The sequence below is a fragment of the Citrobacter sp. R56 genome, assembly GCF_016811995.1.
GTDB classification, from domain to species: Bacteria; Pseudomonadota; Gammaproteobacteria; order Enterobacterales; family Enterobacteriaceae; genus Citrobacter_D; species Citrobacter_D enshiensis.
The window spans coordinates 3374333-3391881 of the sequence record NZ_CP069159.1 but is presented as its reverse complement, the minus strand read 5'-3'; the positions used below and the strand labels follow the sequence as shown (position 1 = coordinate 3391881).

Sequence of the window (17549 nt, the reverse complement as noted above, 5' to 3'; positions counted from 1 at the left end):
GCAGCTCTCTTCCTATGAGGAGGCGAGCTGCTGAGTTTTCCGTTCATAGTCCTGCTTTATAATCTCCAGCGCTTTCAGCACCGTGTCGGGTGCGACGTTGTGCTCTTCTAATAACATAATCAAATCAACGGCCAGTTTGACCTCATCAGGGGCGTTTTCAAGCGACATAGATTCTCCGGGGGTTAGCGGGTTAAACGTGCCAGAACGTTTTCTATTTTTTCCAGCGCGTGGCGACAGCGTGCCAGACGGGCCTCATAGGCTTCAACTTCACGATGCAATTTCTGTTGTTCATCCAGGCGGGTGGCCCTGGCGAGCAGGGCTTTACGCTCTTGCGTCATTTCCAGCAGACGGCGCTCAAATTGCTGGTGCTGAATACGTTTGCGTTGCCAGCGGGTGAGTGCCGGAGAGCCACAGTCCCATTCCCGGAGTGACCACGAGGCGGTTTCACGAGAAATCGCTTCCATCTGGGAGGCAAGATGCTCAGCGAGCCAGGCGATTTGGGGCAACTGCTGCTGATCAACAGCATGACGCAGGGCGGTCAGGTTTTCTCCGGCTTCCTCCAGATAGGCCTGTAGCAATGTGCTGCGCGTATGAAAAAGATGGCGGTCAAAGCGAGGGCTGAGGGTTGCATGCAACGCCTGCGGAGCGCAACGCTGGCGCAGGTTTATGAGTTGCTCTTCCAGCTTCTGTAACAGCATGTCGGTTTTCAATTTAACACTCCGATGAAAATGATAACCGTTATGCTAAAGTAGCATTCAGGTGTTCCAGATACTCTTATTATGCAACGTATTATTTTAATCATTATTGGCTGGCTGGCGGTAGTGCTGGGAACATTGGGTGTTGTACTGCCGCTGTTGCCCACCACGCCTTTTATCTTGCTGGCGGCCTGGTGCTTCGCCCGTTCATCGCCACGCTTTCACGACTGGTTACTCTATCGTTCGTGGTTTGGCGGATACCTTCGCTATTGGCAACAGCATCATGCGATGCCTCCTGGTGCCAAGCCTCGGGCGATCATCCTTATTTTGATTACCTTCGGCGTTTCTCTTTGGCTGGTCAATATGATGTGGGTCCGGATCCTGTTACTGGCAATTTTAAGCTGTCTGCTGATTTTTCTGTGGCGGATCCCGGTGATTGATGAAAAGCAACAAAAGCACTGAAGCACCATAATCGCTGTTGCAATTGTTGCCAACAGTCAGTAAATTCGACCGTTTTCGAGCACAGGCGCAGGCGGTCAAAGGTTAAACAATCGTTACCTTGACCTGATATGATTGCGCCGTGAGTAACACCGTTCTTAGCAGGCATACATCCATGACCGCGACTGCACAGCAGCTTGAGTTTCTTAAAAATAGCATCAAAAGCATTCACGACTACCCAAAACCGGGCATTCTTTTCCGTGATGTCACCAGCTTACTGGAAGACCCGAAAGCGTACGCGCTTAGCATTGAATTGCTGGTTGAGCGATACAAAGATGCGGGCATCACCAAAGTCGTCGGCACCGAAGCGCGTGGCTTCCTGTTTGGCGCGCCGGTAGCACTGGGCCTGGACGTTGGGTTTGTTCCCGTGCGTAAACCACGTAAATTGCCACGTGAAACGATCGCTGAAAGCTATGAACTGGAGTACGGCACCGATCAGCTGGAAATTCACGTAGATGCTATCAAACCGGGCGACAAAGTTCTGGTCGTCGATGATCTGCTGGCAACAGGTGGAACCATTGAAGCGACCGTAAAACTGATCCGTCGTCTGGGTGGTGAAGTGACGGATGCGGCCTTCATCATCAATCTGTTTGATCTCGGCGGCGAGCAGCGCCTGGAAAAACAGGGACTGACTTGCTATAGCCTGGTGCCTTTCCCGGGACATTGATTCAGGCTATCTGCGTCTGATGCATTAGCAAGAGACACAACCTCGCTGTATCTGCGAGGTTGTGTTAGCATTACCCCTTCGTGAATCCACCTTCCAGCGTTTCAGAGCCTGCCAATGAGTTATCAGGTCTTAGCCCGAAAATGGCGCCCACAAACCTTTGCTGACGTCGTCGGCCAGGAACATGTGCTGACCGCACTGGCGAACGGCTTGTCGTTAGGGCGTATTCATCATGCTTATCTTTTTTCCGGCACCCGTGGCGTCGGGAAAACCTCTATCGCCCGTTTGCTGGCGAAAGGGCTGAATTGTGAAACCGGCATTACCGCCACACCGTGCGGCGTGTGCGATAACTGCCGTGAAATCGAGCAGGGGCGTTTTGTCGATCTGATTGAGATCGATGCCGCGTCGCGCACCAAAGTTGAAGACACCCGTGACCTGCTGGATAACGTCCAGTACGCGCCTGCGCGTGGTCGTTTCAAGGTCTACCTGATCGATGAAGTGCATATGCTGTCGCGCCACAGTTTTAACGCGCTGCTCAAAACCCTTGAGGAACCGCCAGCCCATGTGAAGTTTCTGCTGGCGACCACCGATCCGCAGAAACTGCCGGTGACGATCCTCTCGCGCTGTCTGCAATTTCATCTCAAAGCGCTGGATGTCGATCAAATCCGCCATCAGCTTGAGCATATTCTCAACGAAGAGCACATCAGCCATGAACCGCGGGCACTGCAATTGTTGTCCCGCGCGGCGGACGGCAGTTTGCGCGATGCGTTGAGTCTGACGGACCAGGCGATCGCCAGCGGCGACGGTCTGGTCTCTACTCAGGCGGTGAGCGCGATGCTCGGTACGCTGGACGATGACCAGGCGCTTTCTCTTGTTGAAGCCGTGGTGGAAGCCAACGGCGAGCGTGTGATGTCGCTGGTGAACGAGGCGGCCGCGCGGGGTATTGAATGGGAAGCGCTGTTGGTTGAAATGTTGGGTCTGCTGCACCGTATTGCGATGGTACAGCTTTCGCCTGCGGCGCTCGGTAGCGACATGGCGGCCATTGAACAGCGCATGCGTGAACTGGCGCGGGTCGTGCCGCCAACCGACATTCAGCTCTACTATCAGACGCTCTTAATCGGTCGTAAAGAGCTGCCTTATGCGCCGGACCGGCGGATGGGCGTTGAAATGACGCTACTGCGTGCGCTGGCATTCCACCCGCGTATGCCGCTCCCGGAGCCAGAGGTTTCGCAACCCGCTTTTGCACCGGTCGCCCCGACAGCGGTAATGACCCCGACTCAGTTGCCACAGCCATCTGCGCCTGTGCATCAGGCAGCTGCGGCCCCGTTGCCGGAATCCACCAGTCAGGTACTGGCGGCGCGTAATCAGCTTCAGCGTGCTCAGGGAGCAACCAAAGCAAAAAAGAGTGAACCGGCAGCCGCTTCCCGCGCGCGGCCGGTGAATAATGCTGCGCTGGAAAGACTGGCCTCCGTGTCTGAACGTGTTCAGGCGCGTCCGGCAGTCTCTGCGCTGGAAAAGGCGCCCGCGAAGAAAGAAGCCTATCGCTGGAAGACAACCAATCCCGTTGTTGAAGTGAAAGAGGCGGTCGCTACGCCGAAAGCGCTGAAAAAAGCGCTGGAGCATGAAAAAACGCCAGAGCTGGCGGCCAAGCTGGCGGCGGAAGCGATTGAGCGCGATCCGTGGGCTGCGCAGGTGAGCCAGCTTTCACTGCCAAAACTGGTGGAGCAGGTCGCGTTAAATGCGTGGAAAGAGGAAAACGGCAATGTTGTGTGTTTGCACCTGCGTTCTACGCAGCGGCACCTCAATTCCAGCGGCGCGCAGCAAAAGTTAGCACAGGCGTTAAGCGCCTTAACGGGCTCACCGGTTGAACTGACCATCGTTGAAGACGATAATCCTGCGGTGCGAACGCCGCTGGAGTGGCGTCAGGCGATTTATGAAGAAAAACTCGCGCAGGCGCGTGAGTCGATTATTGCGGATAATAACATTCAGACGTTGCGCCGTTTCTTCGACGCAGATCTGGACGAAGAGAGTATCCGCCCCATTTGATCGTAAGCTGTGCTTATGGTCGTCACCCCTTAACGTGATTGAGAGAGAAGCCTATGTTTGGTAAAGGCGGTCTGGGTAACCTGATGAAACAGGCCCAGCAGATGCAAGAAAAAATGCAGCAGATGCAGGAAGAAGTCGCCAAGCTGGAAGTGACTGGCGAATCTGGCGCTGGCCTTGTGAAAGTGACCATTAATGGCGCGCATAACTGCCGTCGCGTGGAGATCGATCCAAGCCTGCTGGAAGACGACAAAGAGATGCTGGAAGATTTGGTTGCTGCGGCATTCAACGATGCGGCTCGTCGCATTGAAGAGACCCAGAAAGAGAAAATGGCATCCGTCTCCTCCGGCATGCAACTGCCGCCAGGCTTTAAGATGCCGTTCTGATGCAAACCAGCCCGCTGTTAACACAGCTGATGGAAGCGCTGCGTTGCCTGCCGGGCGTTGGCCCCAAGTCAGCGCAGCGTATGGCGTTCACGTTACTGCAACGCGATCGCAGCGGCGGGATGCGTCTGGCGCAGGCGCTGACGAAGGCGATGTCGGAGATCGGCCACTGCGCCGATTGCCGCACCTTCACCGAGCAGGACGTGTGTAACATCTGTTCGAATCCGCGTCGTCAGGAGAACGGTCAAATTTGTGTCGTAGAGAGTCCTGCGGACATCTACGCCATTGAGCAGACCGGGCAGTTTTCCGGGCGTTACTTCGTGCTGATGGGGCATTTGTCGCCGCTGGACGGTATTGGACCAGATGATATCGGTCTTGACCGTCTGGAGCAGCGACTGGCAGCCGAGCAACTCAGTGAAGTGATCCTCGCGACCAACCCAACGGTCGAAGGGGAAGCCACGGCAAACTATATTGCCGAGCTTTGCGCGCAATATGAGGTTGAAGCCAGCCGTATCGCCCATGGCGTGCCGGTCGGCGGCGAGCTGGAGATGGTCGATGGCACTACGCTTTCGCACTCTCTTGCCGGGCGTCATAAGATTAAATTCTGAACAAACGGAGGTCGTGCCCGCGGCCTCCGCTTGAAATCCCTCACGCTCGTCCCCATTTCCCTCTCAACGTGTTTTTTACCATTAAAAATGGCATTGTTGAGGTAGATCTACATGAAAGGACAAGAAACCCGCGGTTTTCAGTCAGAAGTAAAACAGCTTCTGCACCTGATGATCCATTCTCTGTATTCCAATAAAGAAATCTTCCTGCGTGAGCTTATCTCTAACGCCTCGGATGCGGCAGACAAGCTGCGTTTTCGCGCGCTGTCTAACCCGGACCTGTATGAAGGCGACGGTGAGCTGCGTGTGCGTGTCTCCTTCGATAAAGATAAGCGTACGTTGACCATTGCCGATAACGGCGTGGGGATGAACCGTGACGATGTTATCGATCATCTGGGGACCATCGCGAAATCCGGCACCAAGTCCTTCCTCGAATCCATGGGCTCCGATCAGGCGAAAGACAGCCAGCTTATCGGTCAGTTCGGGGTCGGTTTCTACTCCGCGTTTATCGTTGCCGATAAAGTGACCGTACGCACCCGTGCGGCGGGCGACAAGCCGGAAAATGGCGTGTTCTGGGAATCTGCCGGTGAAGGCGAATACACGGTTGCTGATATCACGAAAGCGGATCGCGGAACGGAAATCACCCTGCACCTGCGTGAAGGGGAAGACGAGTTCCTCGATGACTGGCGCGTACGCTCCATCATCAGCAAATATTCCGACCATATCGCACTGCCGGTAGAGATTGAAAAACAGGAAGAGAAAGACGGTGAAACCGTGGTTTCCTGGGAAAAAATCAACAAAGCGCAGGCGTTGTGGACGCGTAACAAGTCTGACATTAAAGACGACGAATACAACGAATTCTATAAGCACATTGCTCACGACTTCACTGACCCGCTGACCTGGAGCCACAACCGTGTGGAAGGGAAGCAAGAGTACACCAGCCTGCTGTACATCCCGTCTCAGGCACCGTGGGATATGTGGAACCGCGATCACAAGCACGGCCTGAAACTGTACGTTCAGCGCGTGTTTATTATGGATGACGCTGAGCAGTTCATGCCGAACTACCTGCGCTTCGTCCGTGGCCTGATAGACTCCAACGATCTGCCGCTGAACGTTTCCCGTGAAATTCTGCAGGACAGCACGGTGACCCGCAATCTGCGCAGCGCGCTGACCAAACGCGTATTGCAGATGCTGGAAAAACTGGCGAAAGACGACGCGGAAAAATACCAGACATTCTGGAAGCAGTTCGGTCTGGTGCTGAAAGAAGGCCCGGCGGAAGACAACGCAAACCAGGAAACGATCGCCAAACTGATGCGTTTCGCCTCTACGCACACCGACTCCTCCGCGCAGACTGTTTCACTGGAAGAGTACATTTCCCGGATGAAAGAAGGGCAGGAGAAGATCTACTACATCACCGCAGACAGCTATGCGGCGGCGAAGAGCAGCCCGCATCTGGAACTGCTGCGTAAGAAAGGCATCGAAGTGCTGCTGCTTTCTGACCGCATCGATGAGTGGATGATGAACTACTTGACCGAGTTCGACGGCAAGTCGTTCCAGTCCGTTGCCAAAGCTGACGAGTCTATCGACAAGCTGGCGGATGAAGTGGATGAAAGTGCGAAAGAAGCGGAAAAAGCGCTGACCCCGTTCGTTGAGCGAGTGAAAACCCTGCTGGGCGAGCGCGTGAAAGAAGTGCGTCTGACGCACCGTCTGACCGATACCCCAGCCATCGTGACCACCGATGCGGACGAAATGAGCACTCAGATGGCGAAACTGTTCGCTGCTGCGGGCCAGGCGGTACCAGAGGTGAAATACATCTTTGAACTCAACCCGGATCACGTGCTGGTGAAACGCACTGCGGATACCCAGGACGAAGCACAGTTCAAAGAGTGGGTTGAATTGTTGCTGGATCAGGCGCTGTTCGCCGAACGCGGCACGCTGGAAGATCCAAACCAGTTCATCCGCCGTATGAACCAGCTGCTGGTGTCGTAATTTTTACAAGATACTGAGCATCACCACAAAAGGGCAACGCAGGTTGCCCTTTTTTCGTTTTAGCGCATCGACACCGTCGTCACGCTATTTGTCGCCAGCGTTTCCTGGGTGTACTGCGCCAGTTCACCGCTTTGCAAATAGACCTTGTGGGTGATGCAGAGACTCACTTGCCCTTCCGGTAACCGTAAAAGCCAGGCTTCATCCGCATTGAGTATTTTTCCCGACCATATTTTGACGTCGTGACTGATGGCGTAACCACAGGTTTGCTCAATGTAGTGAAGCACTGACTGGCGGCAGTTTTCCTGAGTAAACGCCGGGAATAACGCCTGCGGCATCCAGGTTTCTTCAATGATAGCGGGCTGTTGGTTGATGATCCGCATTCGACGATAGTGAATCAACGCGGTCTCTGGCGGTAAGTCGAACTGCGCTGCTACCTCAGTAAAGGTCGACTGAATATCATAACTGAGCACCACGTTATCCAGCGTTTGATCCCGGTGAATACGTTCCGACAGCGTAATGACATTGTTGTCCTGGTAAAACTCGGGTGGATTAACGAAGATCCCTGAACCTTGTCGGGTATGGACGAACGACTCCCTTTTCAGGCGCGCAACGGCTTTCTGAATGGTGGGGCGGCTGACGCCGTAGCGCTCTGCGAGGGCATGCTCACCTTCTACCGGTTCACCGGCAGCGTATTCACCTTTAAGGATTTTCTCTCTTAACAACAGATAGATATCAAGATACTTCATGGCGTCCGTTGTGGCGCGTCTTACGACGCGCCCTTTGTTAGGCTTGCGGTTGAACGAGAAATTGCTGCTTTTTCGTCATTCTAAGTCGTTTGAGCGCAATAGCAATTGCGGCGGTGGTGATAATGCCACTGCCCATTGCGATGAGCGCCATTAACGGCTGATCAAAACCGCCCAGCAGCACAATGATCGGGCCGCCATGCGCGACATTGCAGTGCAGGCTGAAAACAAAGCCCAGGATGCATGCCACCGCAGAGCCAATCATGTTAGCCGGGATCACCGACAGCGGATCGCGGGCGGCAAAGGGGATCGCGCCTTCCGAAATCCCGACCAGCCCCATCGCTGCTGCGGCTTTACCGTTTTCGTACTCTTCATCGTCAAACAAACTGAAACGCCTGCCGATAAAGGCCGCCAACGCCATGCCCAGCGGAGCAACCGGGATGGCTGCCGCCTGCGCGCCCATAAACTGCGTTTGCCCCTGGGCGATAAGACCCACGCTGAACATGAAGACCACTTTGCCAAAGGGGCCGCCCATGTCAAAGCCCTGCATCAGTCCCATCACCAGGCCAATCAGAATGATATTGCCGGTGGAAAGGTTGGTCAGCATATGGTTAAGGAAGGCCATCAGGTCGGCGACCGGCGCGCCGATGACAAAGATAAATAACGCGGCGATGAACGCGGTGCCCGCAATAGGAGCGATCATGATCGGCACCAGCGGTAGCAACATTTTGTGCCAGGAAAGATGGGTCAACCAGCGGATGAAATAGCCCACCAGCAGCCCGGCAATGATCGCGCCGATAAACCCACATCCTGCGCTGGCGCCGTAAAACGAACCGGTATTGGCAATCCAGCCGCCGATAAGTCCTGGCGCGAGCGCTGGCCGTTCACCAATTGCGTAAGCGATATACCCGGCGAGGACTGGGATCATTAGAGTGAACCCGACGACGCCGACGTTCAGCACCTGGTTCCATAAACTGCCTTCCGGGATAGCCAGTCCTGACGGCGTCGGCACGCCGCCCAGCGCCAGCGCCAGGGCGATCATCAGCCCGCCGGTCACGACAAACGGGATCATGTACGAGACACCGTTCATCAGCGATTTGTATAACTGGCTACGTACCGATGTGGTTGATGCCTGCGTTTTGGCTGTGCCTTTTGCCTGGTAAGGTTGTGCCGCCAACGCCTGGTTAATTAACCCTTGCGCATCTTTGATGGCGGCTTTGACGCCCGTGATAACCACTTTCTTACCGTTAAAGCGATCCAGATCGACCTGCTTATCACAGGCGACAATTATGGCGTCAGCCCGGGCGATATCGTCCCCGGTCGGCGCATTTTTTACGCCAATGGAGCCGTTGGTTTCGACAATGGCCTCATAGCCCATTTCTGCGGCCGCTTTTTCCAGCATCTCTGCGGCCAGGTAGGTGTGCGCAATCCCCACCGGACAACCTGTCACGCCGATGATCAGTCCGCGTGAGGCGGCGGCGCTTATCGTTTCGGTAGACGCTTCACTGGACTGGCAGAAATAATCCGTGACCGCCTGAGCATCCTGACAGGCGAGGATCTGGCTGACGCTGTCATCTTCTACCAGTCGGGAAGAGATCTGCGCCAGAACCTCAATGTGGGCTTCACTGGCCTGTTCCGCCGAGGCGATCATCAGGATCAGGTGGGTGGGCTTCCCATCTTCAGCGCCATAATCAATACCCTGGCGACTGATGCCAATCGCGACGGCAGGCGATAAAACACAGCTGCTACGGGCGTGCGGGAGCGCAACACCGCCTTCAAATCCGGTATTTCCCGTCTCTTCTCTTGCCCATATCTCCTGGATAAATTCCCCGGTGTGGCGAATTTTATTCTCGCGGAATAAAAGGTCTGCGAGTTCAGTCAGCGCTGCCTCTTTTTGGCTTGATTTGAGATCCAGACAAATCAACGCCGGATGAATAAGGTCGTTTATCTTCACAGTAGACTCTCATGATTATTTGTATTTACAACTTTCGCAGAGGCTAAAAGTTTACCCTGTAGGGGATCTTGATATTGATCATGACTTGAGCCGCGTGTGACGCCGTTTATTTGGATTTGCTGGCGATTTCACACAATACACCTGGTGATGATTTGTTCATTTCAGGATTCTTGATTTAGGTCAAAGACGGTTATTTGTAATTACAAGTTAATAGAGGGACGATTTTTATGGAGGCAGGACAGTGAGCAAACAACCGATTATCGCCGAACAAGTCGACGTGAATAAAAAGATCCCGTGTGAAAAAAGCCCGGAAGAGCAACTCGCGATCATGGAAGCCTACACCAGGGCATTTCAGTCAACGCCGGAGCGCTTTGCACGCGAAGTTCGCTGCCTGCAGGAACTCTATCCCACGCTGTTCCGCCGTCCCTTTGCCGACGATCTTATTCTGGGACGTGTCGATGCGCTGCCGATTGGCTTTGGTTGCGTCACCTCGGTGGGCGGCGTTGGCCACTACTGCCATTTTGCGAAGTTAAGCCAGCTGCGTGAAACGCTGGAAACAGAAGCCCAGCGGGAGAGAGTCGATGCGCTTGAGCACTTCTGGCGCGAGCATGACACCCGTACGGTCTATTTCCGCCAGGCACTGACAGACGACACGCTGGGCAAGTTTGTCGATGTTAACTTCCCGGCGATCGCCACTGCGCGTTTGAGCGGGATGTATCTGGATTATCCGCAGCTGATGGATCTGGGGATCGGCGGGCTGCTTTTGCGCATTGACCAACAGCAGAAGCTGGCTGAAAGCGTGAAGGATGAGACGGCGGTTCAGCTGTATCAAGCCTTCCGCGATGTGCTGGGCATTTTGCAGCAGGTGATTGATCGACACATTCAGCTTGCCGCAGACGAAATGATGAATTGCGCGGATACCGATCGCTGTCAGCATCTGGTGCTGTTAATGAGTGAACTGGCTGCCATCCGCAATGATAAACCGGCCACCTTTATTCAGGGGATTGAATTGAGCTGGCTGTATAGCCTGTGCGCGGGCGTGGTGAACTATGGGCGCATGGATGACTATCTTGGGGATCTGCTGGTGGCGGACCTTCAGGCCGGACGACTGACCGAACGGCAGGCCATTGACTGTATTCGCTCCCATTATCGTCTGATTGAAGCGCGTAAAACCACGGTGAACGGCCGCGTTGTCGTCGGTGGGAAAGGGCGACGTAACCCGAAAAATGCCGATGTCTATTGCCGCCTGGCGATTCAGGCCGTCGAAGAAAATGGCGATACGGAACCGCAATTTACATTGCGTATCTATGAAGGGATGGATACCGCTATTTGGCAACAGGCGCTGGCAGTGATTGGTACAGGCCTGACCTACCCCATTCTGTATAACGATGACGTGAATATTCCGGCGGTGATGAACGCCATGCAGGTGCCGGAAGCGGAAGCTGAGCAGTATGTTCCCTTTGGCTGCGGCGAGTTCGTGTTGGCCGGAAGAAGCGTCGGCACGCCGAATACCTGTATGAACTTACTTAAAATTCTCAATATTTCGCTCAGCGGCGGCATTGATTTTTGGGATGGCAAAGAGAAAAGCGGTGGTGTGGCATTAATTCAGCCAGAACAGATTACCTGCTTTGATGATGTGCTCAGTAACTACCAGCGCTTACTGGATTACTACATTGACACCACGGCGTGCGCCCAGGCGTTGTCTTATCAGGTGATGAATGAGCAAGTCGGATTTTTATTCACCTCACTGCTGACGGCAGACTGTCTGGCGCGCGGTAAAGCCCTTCTTGATGGCGGCGCGCGTTACCTGGGCGGGACTAACGAAACCTACGGAAACACCAATGCGGCGGATTCCCTGACCGCGATCAAACAGGTCATTTTTACTGAGCAACGCTACAGCTACATGACGCTGATTGCGGCGCTGCAAGCGGATTTCCAGGGGTACGACGACCTGAAGCGCGCGCTGATTGCCGCGACGAAGTTCGGCAATGACGACGACGCCGCCGATGACCTTGCGGTAATGCAGCATCGCTATGTCTGCAACGGCGTGCGTGACGCGGCGAAGCGGGTGGGGCTGGACAGCTATCTGGTGGTGATTATCAACAACCAGGTGAATACCGAATGGGGGCGTGCCACCAGCGCGTCAGCGGATGGGCGACACAAAGGCATTTATATGAGCAATGCCAACAACCCACAAAGCGGCGCGGATAAAAATGGCCCGACGGCGATGCTTAACTCGCTGTTGAAACTGGACGCGAAATATCACGCCGGTTCGGTACAAAACATCAAATTCAGTAAAGGGTTGTTCAACACCCGCCGTCCGCTGGTTGAGGCATTAATGCACTCGTATTTTGAGCGGGGCGGGCCGCAACTGATGGTCAGTGTGGTGGGCAAGGGCGAACTGGAGGCGGCGTATCAGCACCCGGAAAAATACCCCAATCTGATTGTGCGGGTCGGCGGGTTCAGCGCGCGCTTCGTCAATCTGGACAGAGATGTTCAGCAGGAAATCCTTAACCGTACGCTGAACGACTGAGGTGAGCGATGAGCGAGACGGGCACGATTTTTGATATTCAGAAATTTTCTCTCCACGATGGGCCAGGGATCCGTACCACGGTATTTCTGAAAGGCTGCCAGATGCGCTGCGTCTGGTGCCACAACCCAGAATCGCTGAGAGCAGAAAAGCAACTGGCGTTTATGGAGCATAAGTGCCTGCAATGTCAGCGATGTGCTGAGGTTTGCCCGCACGGTTGCCACCAGTTTGCACAAGGGCGGCATGAGATTGACTACTCTGCTTGTCAGGCGTGCGGACGCTGCGTTGAGGCGTGCCCGGCGCAAGCGCTTAAAATCTACGGTCAGACCCGGGATGTTGACGATATCATCGCCGAGGTCATCAAGGATAAGCCCTACTTTGAGAAAACGGGGGGCGGAATAACGTTATCCGGGGGAGAGGCGATGTTCCAGTTCCCCTTTGCGTTGGCTCTTGCAAAAGCGGCGAAAGCCGCGGGTTTGCACGTCTGTATCGAAACCAACGGCGCGTCGCGTCCTGAGCGCTATCGCGAGATAGCCCCCTGGGTGGATCTTTTTCTGCTCGATTATAAAGTGACCGATGTGCGTGCGCATAAATCGCATACCGGGATCGCCAAACGCGTGGTGGAGACGACGCTGGAAACGCTCAATGAGATTGGCGCAAAGGTTGTCCTGCGCTGTCCGCTCATTCCGGGGTATAACTTCAATGACGAGCATCTTGCGGCGATCCGCGCTATCACCGCCCGTTACGACGCGATCCTGCATGCCGAAATATTGCCATACCATAATTTAGGGATGGCGAAACATCGTGAATTGGGGCAGATCCCGGTTTGCACGATTGCCGTACCGGACGACGCAACCGTGGCGAAAGCGCTGGACGTTCTGAATCAGGGGGAAGGAAAAGCGGTGCGTCGGGGGTAGGTGCAGATTCCGCAAGCAGAATATTACTCGTCATACTTCAAGCTACATGTGCGTTGGCTACGTTTGCTCACCCCAGTCACTTACTTAGGTAAGCTCCTGGGGATTCGCGCACTTGCCAACTTCCTGCAACTCGAATTATTTAGAGTATATAAAAGCGTGATTCAAAATATTTCACGATATCCTACTGTTAACCGTTTCAGCGGAAGGCACCTTTCTTGAGCCAATTGCGTGATGGTGGTATCGTTTAGCGCTTTTTAAAAAATATCGACAACCTTTAAGGGGATTTTCGTAATGCGTATCATTCTGCTTGGCGCTCCGGGCGCGGGTAAAGGCACTCAGGCTCAGTTCATCATGGAGAAGTATGGTATTCCGCAAATCTCCACCGGTGATATGCTGCGTGCCGCAGTGAAGTCGGGTTCCGAGCTGGGCAAACAAGCAAAAGACATCATGGACGCCGGTAAACTGGTGACCGATGAGCTGGTTATTGCACTGGTGAAAGAACGCATCGCCCAGGAAGACTGCCGCAATGGTTTCCTGCTCGACGGTTTCCCTCGCACGATTCCGCAGGCTGACGCCATGAAAGACGCGGGCATCGTGGTCGATTACGTTCTCGAATTTGCCGTACCGGACGAGCTGATTGTTGATCGCATCGTGGGTCGTCGTGTTCACGCGGCATCTGGCCGTGTATACCACGTCAAATTCAATCCGCCAAAAGTGGAAGGTAAAGACGATGTGACCGGCGACGAGCTGACCACGCGTAAAGACGACCAGGAAGAAACCGTACGTAAGCGTCTGGTCGAATACCATCAGATGACCGCGCCGCTGATCGGTTACTACCAGAAAGAAGCCGAAGCGGGTAACACGAAATACGCGAAAGTTGACGGTACTCAGGCCGTGGCTTCTGTGCGTGCCGACCTGGAAAAAATCCTCGGTTAATCGCCATATCTTCACCCGGCACCCGCCGGGTGAATTTTTATACCTCTCACAGCAATTAGTTCTTCTTCCTCACTTTTCCGCTACAATTCTCCGCAATATGAATGGACAAGAGGCGGTAATGCGTCAGACGAAAACCGGTATTCTACTGGCTAACCTTGGCACTCCCGATGCCCCAACGCCTGAAGCGGTCAAACGCTATCTCAAGCAATTTTTAAGCGACAAACGCGTAGTCGATACCCCCCGGCTGTTATGGTGGCCGCTGCTGCGTGGTGTGATTTTGCCGCTGCGTGCGCCGCGCGTGGCGAAACTCTACCAGTCTGTCTGGCTGGAAGAGGGCTCTCCGCTGATGGTCTACAGCCGCAGGCAACAGCAGGCGCTGGCCGAACGGCTTCCTGACACGCCTGTCGCATTGGGGATGAGCTACGGTTCGCCCTCGCTGGAAAGCGCGGTTGACGAACTGCTGGCCAATCATGTGGAAAACATTGTGGTCCTGCCGCTTTACCCGCAATACTCCTGCTCGACGGTCGCCGCAGTCTGGGATGAACTGGCGCGTATTCTGGCGGGGAAACGGCGTATACCGGCGATCTCTTTGATTCGCGATTATGCCGACGACAGCGCGTATATCGAGGCTCTGGCAAACAGTGCGCGCGCCTCTTTTGCACAGCATGGCGAGCCGGATTTACTGCTGCTCTCTTATCACGGTATTCCCCAGCGTTACGCCGATGAAGGTGACGACTACCCTCAGCGTTGTCGTGACACCACCCGCGAACTGGTTTCTGCGCTCGGCGTCGCGCCTGAAAAAGTGATGATGACTTTCCAGTCTCGCTTTGGACGTGAACCGTGGTTAACACCGTACACCGACGAGACGCTGAAAATGTTGGCTGAAAAGGGCGTGGGACATATTCAGGTCATGTGCCCGGGATTTTCGGCAGACTGTCTGGAGACGCTGGAAGAAATCGCGGTACAGAATAAAGAGATCTTCCTCGAGGCGGGCGGTAAAAAATATGAATATATTCCGGCGCTTAACGATGCGCCAGAACATATCGAAATGATGGTGAAACTGACGGCGGCTTATCGCTGAGCATCATCCAGTTGCTGCGTGAAATACTGTGCACCATCGCGCAGAGCATCATCAGCGGCTTTTATCATCCGCGAGTAGTGCAGGAAGGCGTGGAGCGTACCGGGGTACATTTTGTATTCGCAGGGCTGCTGATGCGCCTGTAACGTCTGGTGCAGCAGACGGCTGTCATCAATTAAGGGATCAAACTCTGCTCCGGCAATAAAGCAGGGCGGCACATCACGCGTCAGGTCGTTGTTAAACAGGCAGTAGTACGGCGATTCGCGATCGTCTGCGTCACGCAGATACGCCTGTTCATAACTCTGTAGATCCTGACGGGTTAACCCGTCCCAGTGGCCGCCAAACAACCGGCGGCTCACCGAATCCTGCAATCCATACAGCCCGTACCAGAGCAGAACCCCGACCACATCACCGCAGACAATGTTCCTGTCACGCAACCAAAGCGCACTGGCGAGCGACAGCATGGCGCCTGCGGAATCTCCGGCAAAACCGATTTTCTGCATGTTGAGCGAGAACGCGTCCGCATGTTGATGGAAGAACTGACAGACGGCGGCGGTCTCTTCAATCGCCTGCGGGAACCGGGCTTCCGGTGACAAGCTGTAATCGATGCCAATGACCGTACACTGGGTGTAACGTGCCAGTAGCCGCATAATCCGGTCGTGGGTATCCAGATTGCCAAGAATAAATCCACCGCCGTGCAGGTAAAACAGGGTGGCTTTGCTCTCAGGCTGTGGAAAGTAAAGGCGTGTGGCGATCGCCCCAAATGGGGTCGGAACGGCGTACTCTCGGGTGTCCATTTCTGGCGCATCGGCGTTCCAGAACTGCCGTTCGCGGGTGTAGTGCTGGCGTTGAGCGTTGATATCGCCATTCACGGGCCAGGGCGGCAGGTTTTCTTGCTGAAAGTTCGCCACGACGTTCATTTCCGCTGAAATGCGCTCGAGGACGGGGATTTTGTTTTCCGGTTTCATAAAACGCTCCTTGTGAAAGGAACCCATTGTAGAAACTGTCGCCCGATAAACTGCGATCCCGTCGTCCGATATTGAAACTCTGCCTCACGTCGCGCGATAAGGAAGGAATGTGCTACCATTCTTCGCTCCGTTAGCCACCCGTAAAAACGACCATGAAATTTCCCGGTAAACGCAAATCCAAACACTATTTCCCCGTTAATGCGCGCGACCCGCTGCTGCAACAAATTCAACCCGAAAACGAAACCAGCGCGTCATGGGTCGTGGGTATCGATCAGACTCTGGTGGACATTGAAGCCAAAGTCGATGACGATTTTGTACAACGTTATGGATTGAGTGCCGGGCATTCGCTGGTCATTGAAGATGATGTTGCGGAAGCGCTGTATCAGGAACTGGTCCGCGAGAATTTGATCACCCATCAATTTGCCGGCGGCACCATCGGCAATACCATGCACAACTACTCGGTGCTGGCCGATGACCGTTCCGTTCTGCTTGGCGTGATGTGCAGTAATATCGAGATTGGCGGCTATGCCTATCGCTATTTGTGCAACACCTCCAGCCGTACCGATCTGAACTATCTGCAGGGCGTTGATGGCCCGATTGGTCGTTGTTTTACGTTGATTGGCGAGTCTGGCGAACGCACCTTTGCGATAAGCCCTGGTTACATGAACCAACTGCATGCGGACAGCATTCCGGAGTCCGTGATTGCCGGAGCCTCCGCGCTGGTGCTGACCTCTTATCTGGTGCGTTGCAAACCGGGTGAGCCGATGCCGGAAGCCACCATGAAGGCGATTGAATACGCCAAAAAATACAATGTCCCGGTGGTGCTGACCCTGGGGACGAAGTTTGTCATTGCCGACAATCCACAGTGGTGGCAGGCGTTCCTGAAAGAGAATGTCTCTATCCTCGCGATGAACGAAGAAGAAGCGCAGGCGCTGACCGGGGAAAACGATCCGCTGCTGGCATCCGATAAAGCGTTGGATTGGGTGGATTTGGTGCTCTGCACTGCCGGTCCGGTCGGTCTGTATATGGCCGGTTTTACGGAAGATTCCGTCAAGCGCAAAACGCAGCATCCGCTGCTGCCGGGCGCGATTGCCGAGTTTAACCAGTACGAGTTTAGCCGTGCGATGCGCCACAAAGATTGCATTACCCCACTGCGTATTTATTCGCATATCGCGCCGTACATGGGGGGACCGGAAAAAATCATGAACACCAACGGGGCAGGCGATGGGGCGCTGGCGGCGCTGTTGCACGATATCACCGCCAACAGCTATCACCGTGCCAGCGTGCCGAACTCGAGCAAACACCAATTCAGCTGGTTGACCTATTCGTCGTTAGCGCAGGTGTGTAAATATGCCAACCGCGTGAGCTATCAGGTACTAAACCAGCATTCGCCACGCTTAACGCGCGGTCTGCCGGAGCGTGAGGATAGTCTCGAAGAGTCGTACTGGGATCGTTAATATTGTTTGCCCGGTGGCGCTAACGCTTACCGGGCAATCATGTAGGCCTGATAAGACGCATCTGCGTCGCCATCAGGCAAATAACAACG

Annotated in this window: 16 protein-coding genes and 1 other annotated feature; of the genes, 11 read left to right on the top strand and 5 right to left on the bottom strand. The window is 54.5% G+C overall.

The features are described from left to right. Positions 1-12: 12 nt before the first annotated feature. Entirely contained in the window at positions 13-168 is a 156-nt protein-coding gene (gene rsmS / locus JM656_RS16050) for a pleiotropic regulatory protein RsmS (protein ID WP_203358640.1), read from the bottom strand. 14 nt (positions 169-182) lie between these two features. Then, entirely contained in the window at positions 183-710 is a 528-nt protein-coding gene (priC, locus tag JM656_RS16045; RefSeq protein ID WP_203358639.1) for a primosomal replication protein N'', read from the bottom strand. A 69-nt stretch (positions 711-779) separates the two neighbouring features. Here priC and JM656_RS16040 point away from each other — a divergent pair, with 69 nt between their 5' ends. The 6 genes from JM656_RS16040 to htpG all read left to right on the top strand — a co-directional run bounded on the left by JM656_RS16040 (position 780) and on the right by htpG (position 6877). Then, on the top strand, positions 780-1157 hold the full coding sequence (locus JM656_RS16040) for a DUF454 family protein (protein ID WP_203358638.1): 378 nt from the start codon (positions 780-782) through the stop codon (positions 1155-1157). A 151-nt stretch (positions 1158-1308) separates the two neighbouring features. Further along, positions 1309-1860: an adenine phosphoribosyltransferase gene (gene apt, locus JM656_RS16035; protein ID WP_203358637.1), complete on the top strand. Its 552-nt coding sequence runs from the start codon at positions 1309-1311 to the stop codon at positions 1858-1860. A 114-nt stretch (positions 1861-1974) separates the two neighbouring features. Continuing rightward, positions 1975-3903: a DNA polymerase III subunit gamma/tau gene (gene dnaX, locus JM656_RS16030; RefSeq protein ID WP_203358636.1), complete on the top strand. Its 1929-nt coding sequence runs from the start codon at positions 1975-1977 to the stop codon at positions 3901-3903. Beyond that, positions 3236-3300 (top strand) — a sequence feature (DnaX frameshifting element). Its footprint overlaps the gene before it by 65 nt. Positions 3904-3956: 53 nt before the next feature. After that, on the top strand, positions 3957-4286 hold the full coding sequence (locus JM656_RS16025) for a YbaB/EbfC family nucleoid-associated protein (protein ID WP_003021764.1): 330 nt from the start codon (positions 3957-3959) through the stop codon (positions 4284-4286). Further along, positions 4286-4891 carry a recombination mediator RecR gene (gene recR, locus JM656_RS16020; RefSeq protein ID WP_203358635.1) on the top strand — a complete coding sequence of 202 codons (606 nt, stop codon included), beginning with the start codon at positions 4286-4288 and terminating at the stop codon, positions 4889-4891. The genes JM656_RS16025 and recR overlap by 1 nt, the downstream gene beginning before the upstream one ends. 111 nt (positions 4892-5002) lie before the next feature. After that, positions 5003-6877: a molecular chaperone HtpG gene (gene htpG / locus JM656_RS16015; protein WP_203358634.1), complete on the top strand. Its 1875-nt coding sequence runs from the start codon at positions 5003-5005 to the stop codon at positions 6875-6877. A gap of 59 nt (positions 6878-6936) precedes the next feature. On the opposite strand, the gene JM656_RS16010 is transcribed toward htpG, so the two are convergent. Both JM656_RS16010 and JM656_RS16005 read right to left on the bottom strand, forming a co-directional pair. After that, the gene (locus tag JM656_RS16010) at positions 6937-7623 is read right to left on the bottom strand and encodes a GntR family transcriptional regulator (RefSeq protein ID WP_203358633.1); all 687 of its coding nucleotides are present in this window, start codon (positions 7621-7623) and stop codon (positions 6937-6939) included. 37 nt (positions 7624-7660) lie between these two features. Beyond that, positions 7661-9574 (bottom strand): fructose-specific PTS transporter subunit EIIC, encoded by a 1914-nt coding sequence (locus JM656_RS16005; protein ID WP_203358632.1) that lies wholly within the window; start codon positions 9572-9574, stop codon positions 7661-7663. 241 nt (positions 9575-9815) lie between these two features. On the opposite strand from JM656_RS16005, the gene JM656_RS16000 reads away from it, so the two are divergent. The 4 genes from JM656_RS16000 to hemH all read left to right on the top strand — a co-directional run bounded on the left by JM656_RS16000 (position 9816) and on the right by hemH (position 15038). After that, complete coding sequence (locus tag JM656_RS16000; RefSeq protein ID WP_203358631.1) at positions 9816-12107, top strand: pyruvate formate lyase family protein; 2292 nt, start codon at positions 9816-9818, stop codon at positions 12105-12107. Between the two features lie 8 nt (positions 12108-12115). Further along, a complete protein-coding gene (locus tag JM656_RS15995) occupies positions 12116-13021 on the top strand; it encodes a glycyl-radical enzyme activating protein (protein WP_203358630.1) in 906 nt (301 codons plus the stop codon). Between the two features lie 291 nt (positions 13022-13312). Next, positions 13313-13957: an adenylate kinase gene (gene adk, locus JM656_RS15990; protein WP_203358629.1), complete on the top strand. Its 645-nt coding sequence runs from the start codon at positions 13313-13315 to the stop codon at positions 13955-13957. A 118-nt stretch (positions 13958-14075) separates the two neighbouring features. Then, positions 14076-15038 carry a ferrochelatase gene (gene hemH / locus JM656_RS15985; protein WP_203358628.1) on the top strand — a complete coding sequence of 321 codons (963 nt, stop codon included), beginning with the start codon at positions 14076-14078 and terminating at the stop codon, positions 15036-15038. Here the strand turns inward: hemH and aes are convergent. Then, the gene (gene aes / locus JM656_RS15980) at positions 15029-16003 is read right to left on the bottom strand and encodes an acetyl esterase (protein WP_203358627.1); all 975 of its coding nucleotides are present in this window, start codon (positions 16001-16003) and stop codon (positions 15029-15031) included. The two genes, hemH and aes, sit on opposite strands and share 10 nt — an antisense overlap. A 152-nt stretch (positions 16004-16155) precedes the next feature. Here aes and JM656_RS15975 point away from each other — a divergent pair, with 152 nt between their 5' ends. After that, a complete protein-coding gene (locus JM656_RS15975) occupies positions 16156-17460 on the top strand; it encodes an inosine/guanosine kinase (RefSeq protein ID WP_203358626.1) in 1305 nt (434 codons plus the stop codon). Positions 17461-17549 lie beyond the last annotated feature (89 nt).

Excerpts from the sequence above, each read along its gene's own strand:
- rsmS (WP_203358640.1), bottom strand. The coding sequence starts at position 168 with ATGTCGCTTGAAAACGCCCCTGATGAGGTCAAACTGGCCGTTGATTTG.
- JM656_RS16040 (WP_203358638.1), top strand. The coding sequence starts at position 780 with ATGCAACGTATTATTTTAATCATTATTGGCTGGCTGGCGGTAGTGCTG.
- apt (WP_203358637.1), top strand. The coding sequence starts at position 1,309 with ATGACCGCGACTGCACAGCAGCTTGAGTTTCTTAAAAATAGCATCAAA.
- dnaX (WP_203358636.1), top strand. The coding sequence starts at position 1,975 with ATGAGTTATCAGGTCTTAGCCCGAAAATGGCGCCCACAAACCTTTGCT.
- JM656_RS16025 (WP_003021764.1), top strand. The coding sequence starts at position 3,957 with ATGTTTGGTAAAGGCGGTCTGGGTAACCTGATGAAACAGGCCCAGCAG.
- recR (WP_203358635.1), top strand. The coding sequence starts at position 4,286 with ATGCAAACCAGCCCGCTGTTAACACAGCTGATGGAAGCGCTGCGTTGC.
- htpG (WP_203358634.1), top strand. The coding sequence starts at position 5,003 with ATGAAAGGACAAGAAACCCGCGGTTTTCAGTCAGAAGTAAAACAGCTT.
- JM656_RS16010 (WP_203358633.1), bottom strand. The coding sequence starts at position 7,623 with ATGAAGTATCTTGATATCTATCTGTTGTTAAGAGAGAAAATCCTTAAA.
- JM656_RS15995 (WP_203358630.1), top strand. The coding sequence starts at position 12,116 with ATGAGCGAGACGGGCACGATTTTTGATATTCAGAAATTTTCTCTCCAC.
- adk (WP_203358629.1), top strand. The coding sequence starts at position 13,313 with ATGCGTATCATTCTGCTTGGCGCTCCGGGCGCGGGTAAAGGCACTCAG.
- hemH (WP_203358628.1), top strand. The coding sequence starts at position 14,076 with ATGCGTCAGACGAAAACCGGTATTCTACTGGCTAACCTTGGCACTCCC.
- aes (WP_203358627.1), bottom strand. The coding sequence starts at position 16,003 with ATGAAACCGGAAAACAAAATCCCCGTCCTCGAGCGCATTTCAGCGGAA.
- JM656_RS15975 (WP_203358626.1), top strand. The coding sequence starts at position 16,156 with ATGAAATTTCCCGGTAAACGCAAATCCAAACACTATTTCCCCGTTAAT.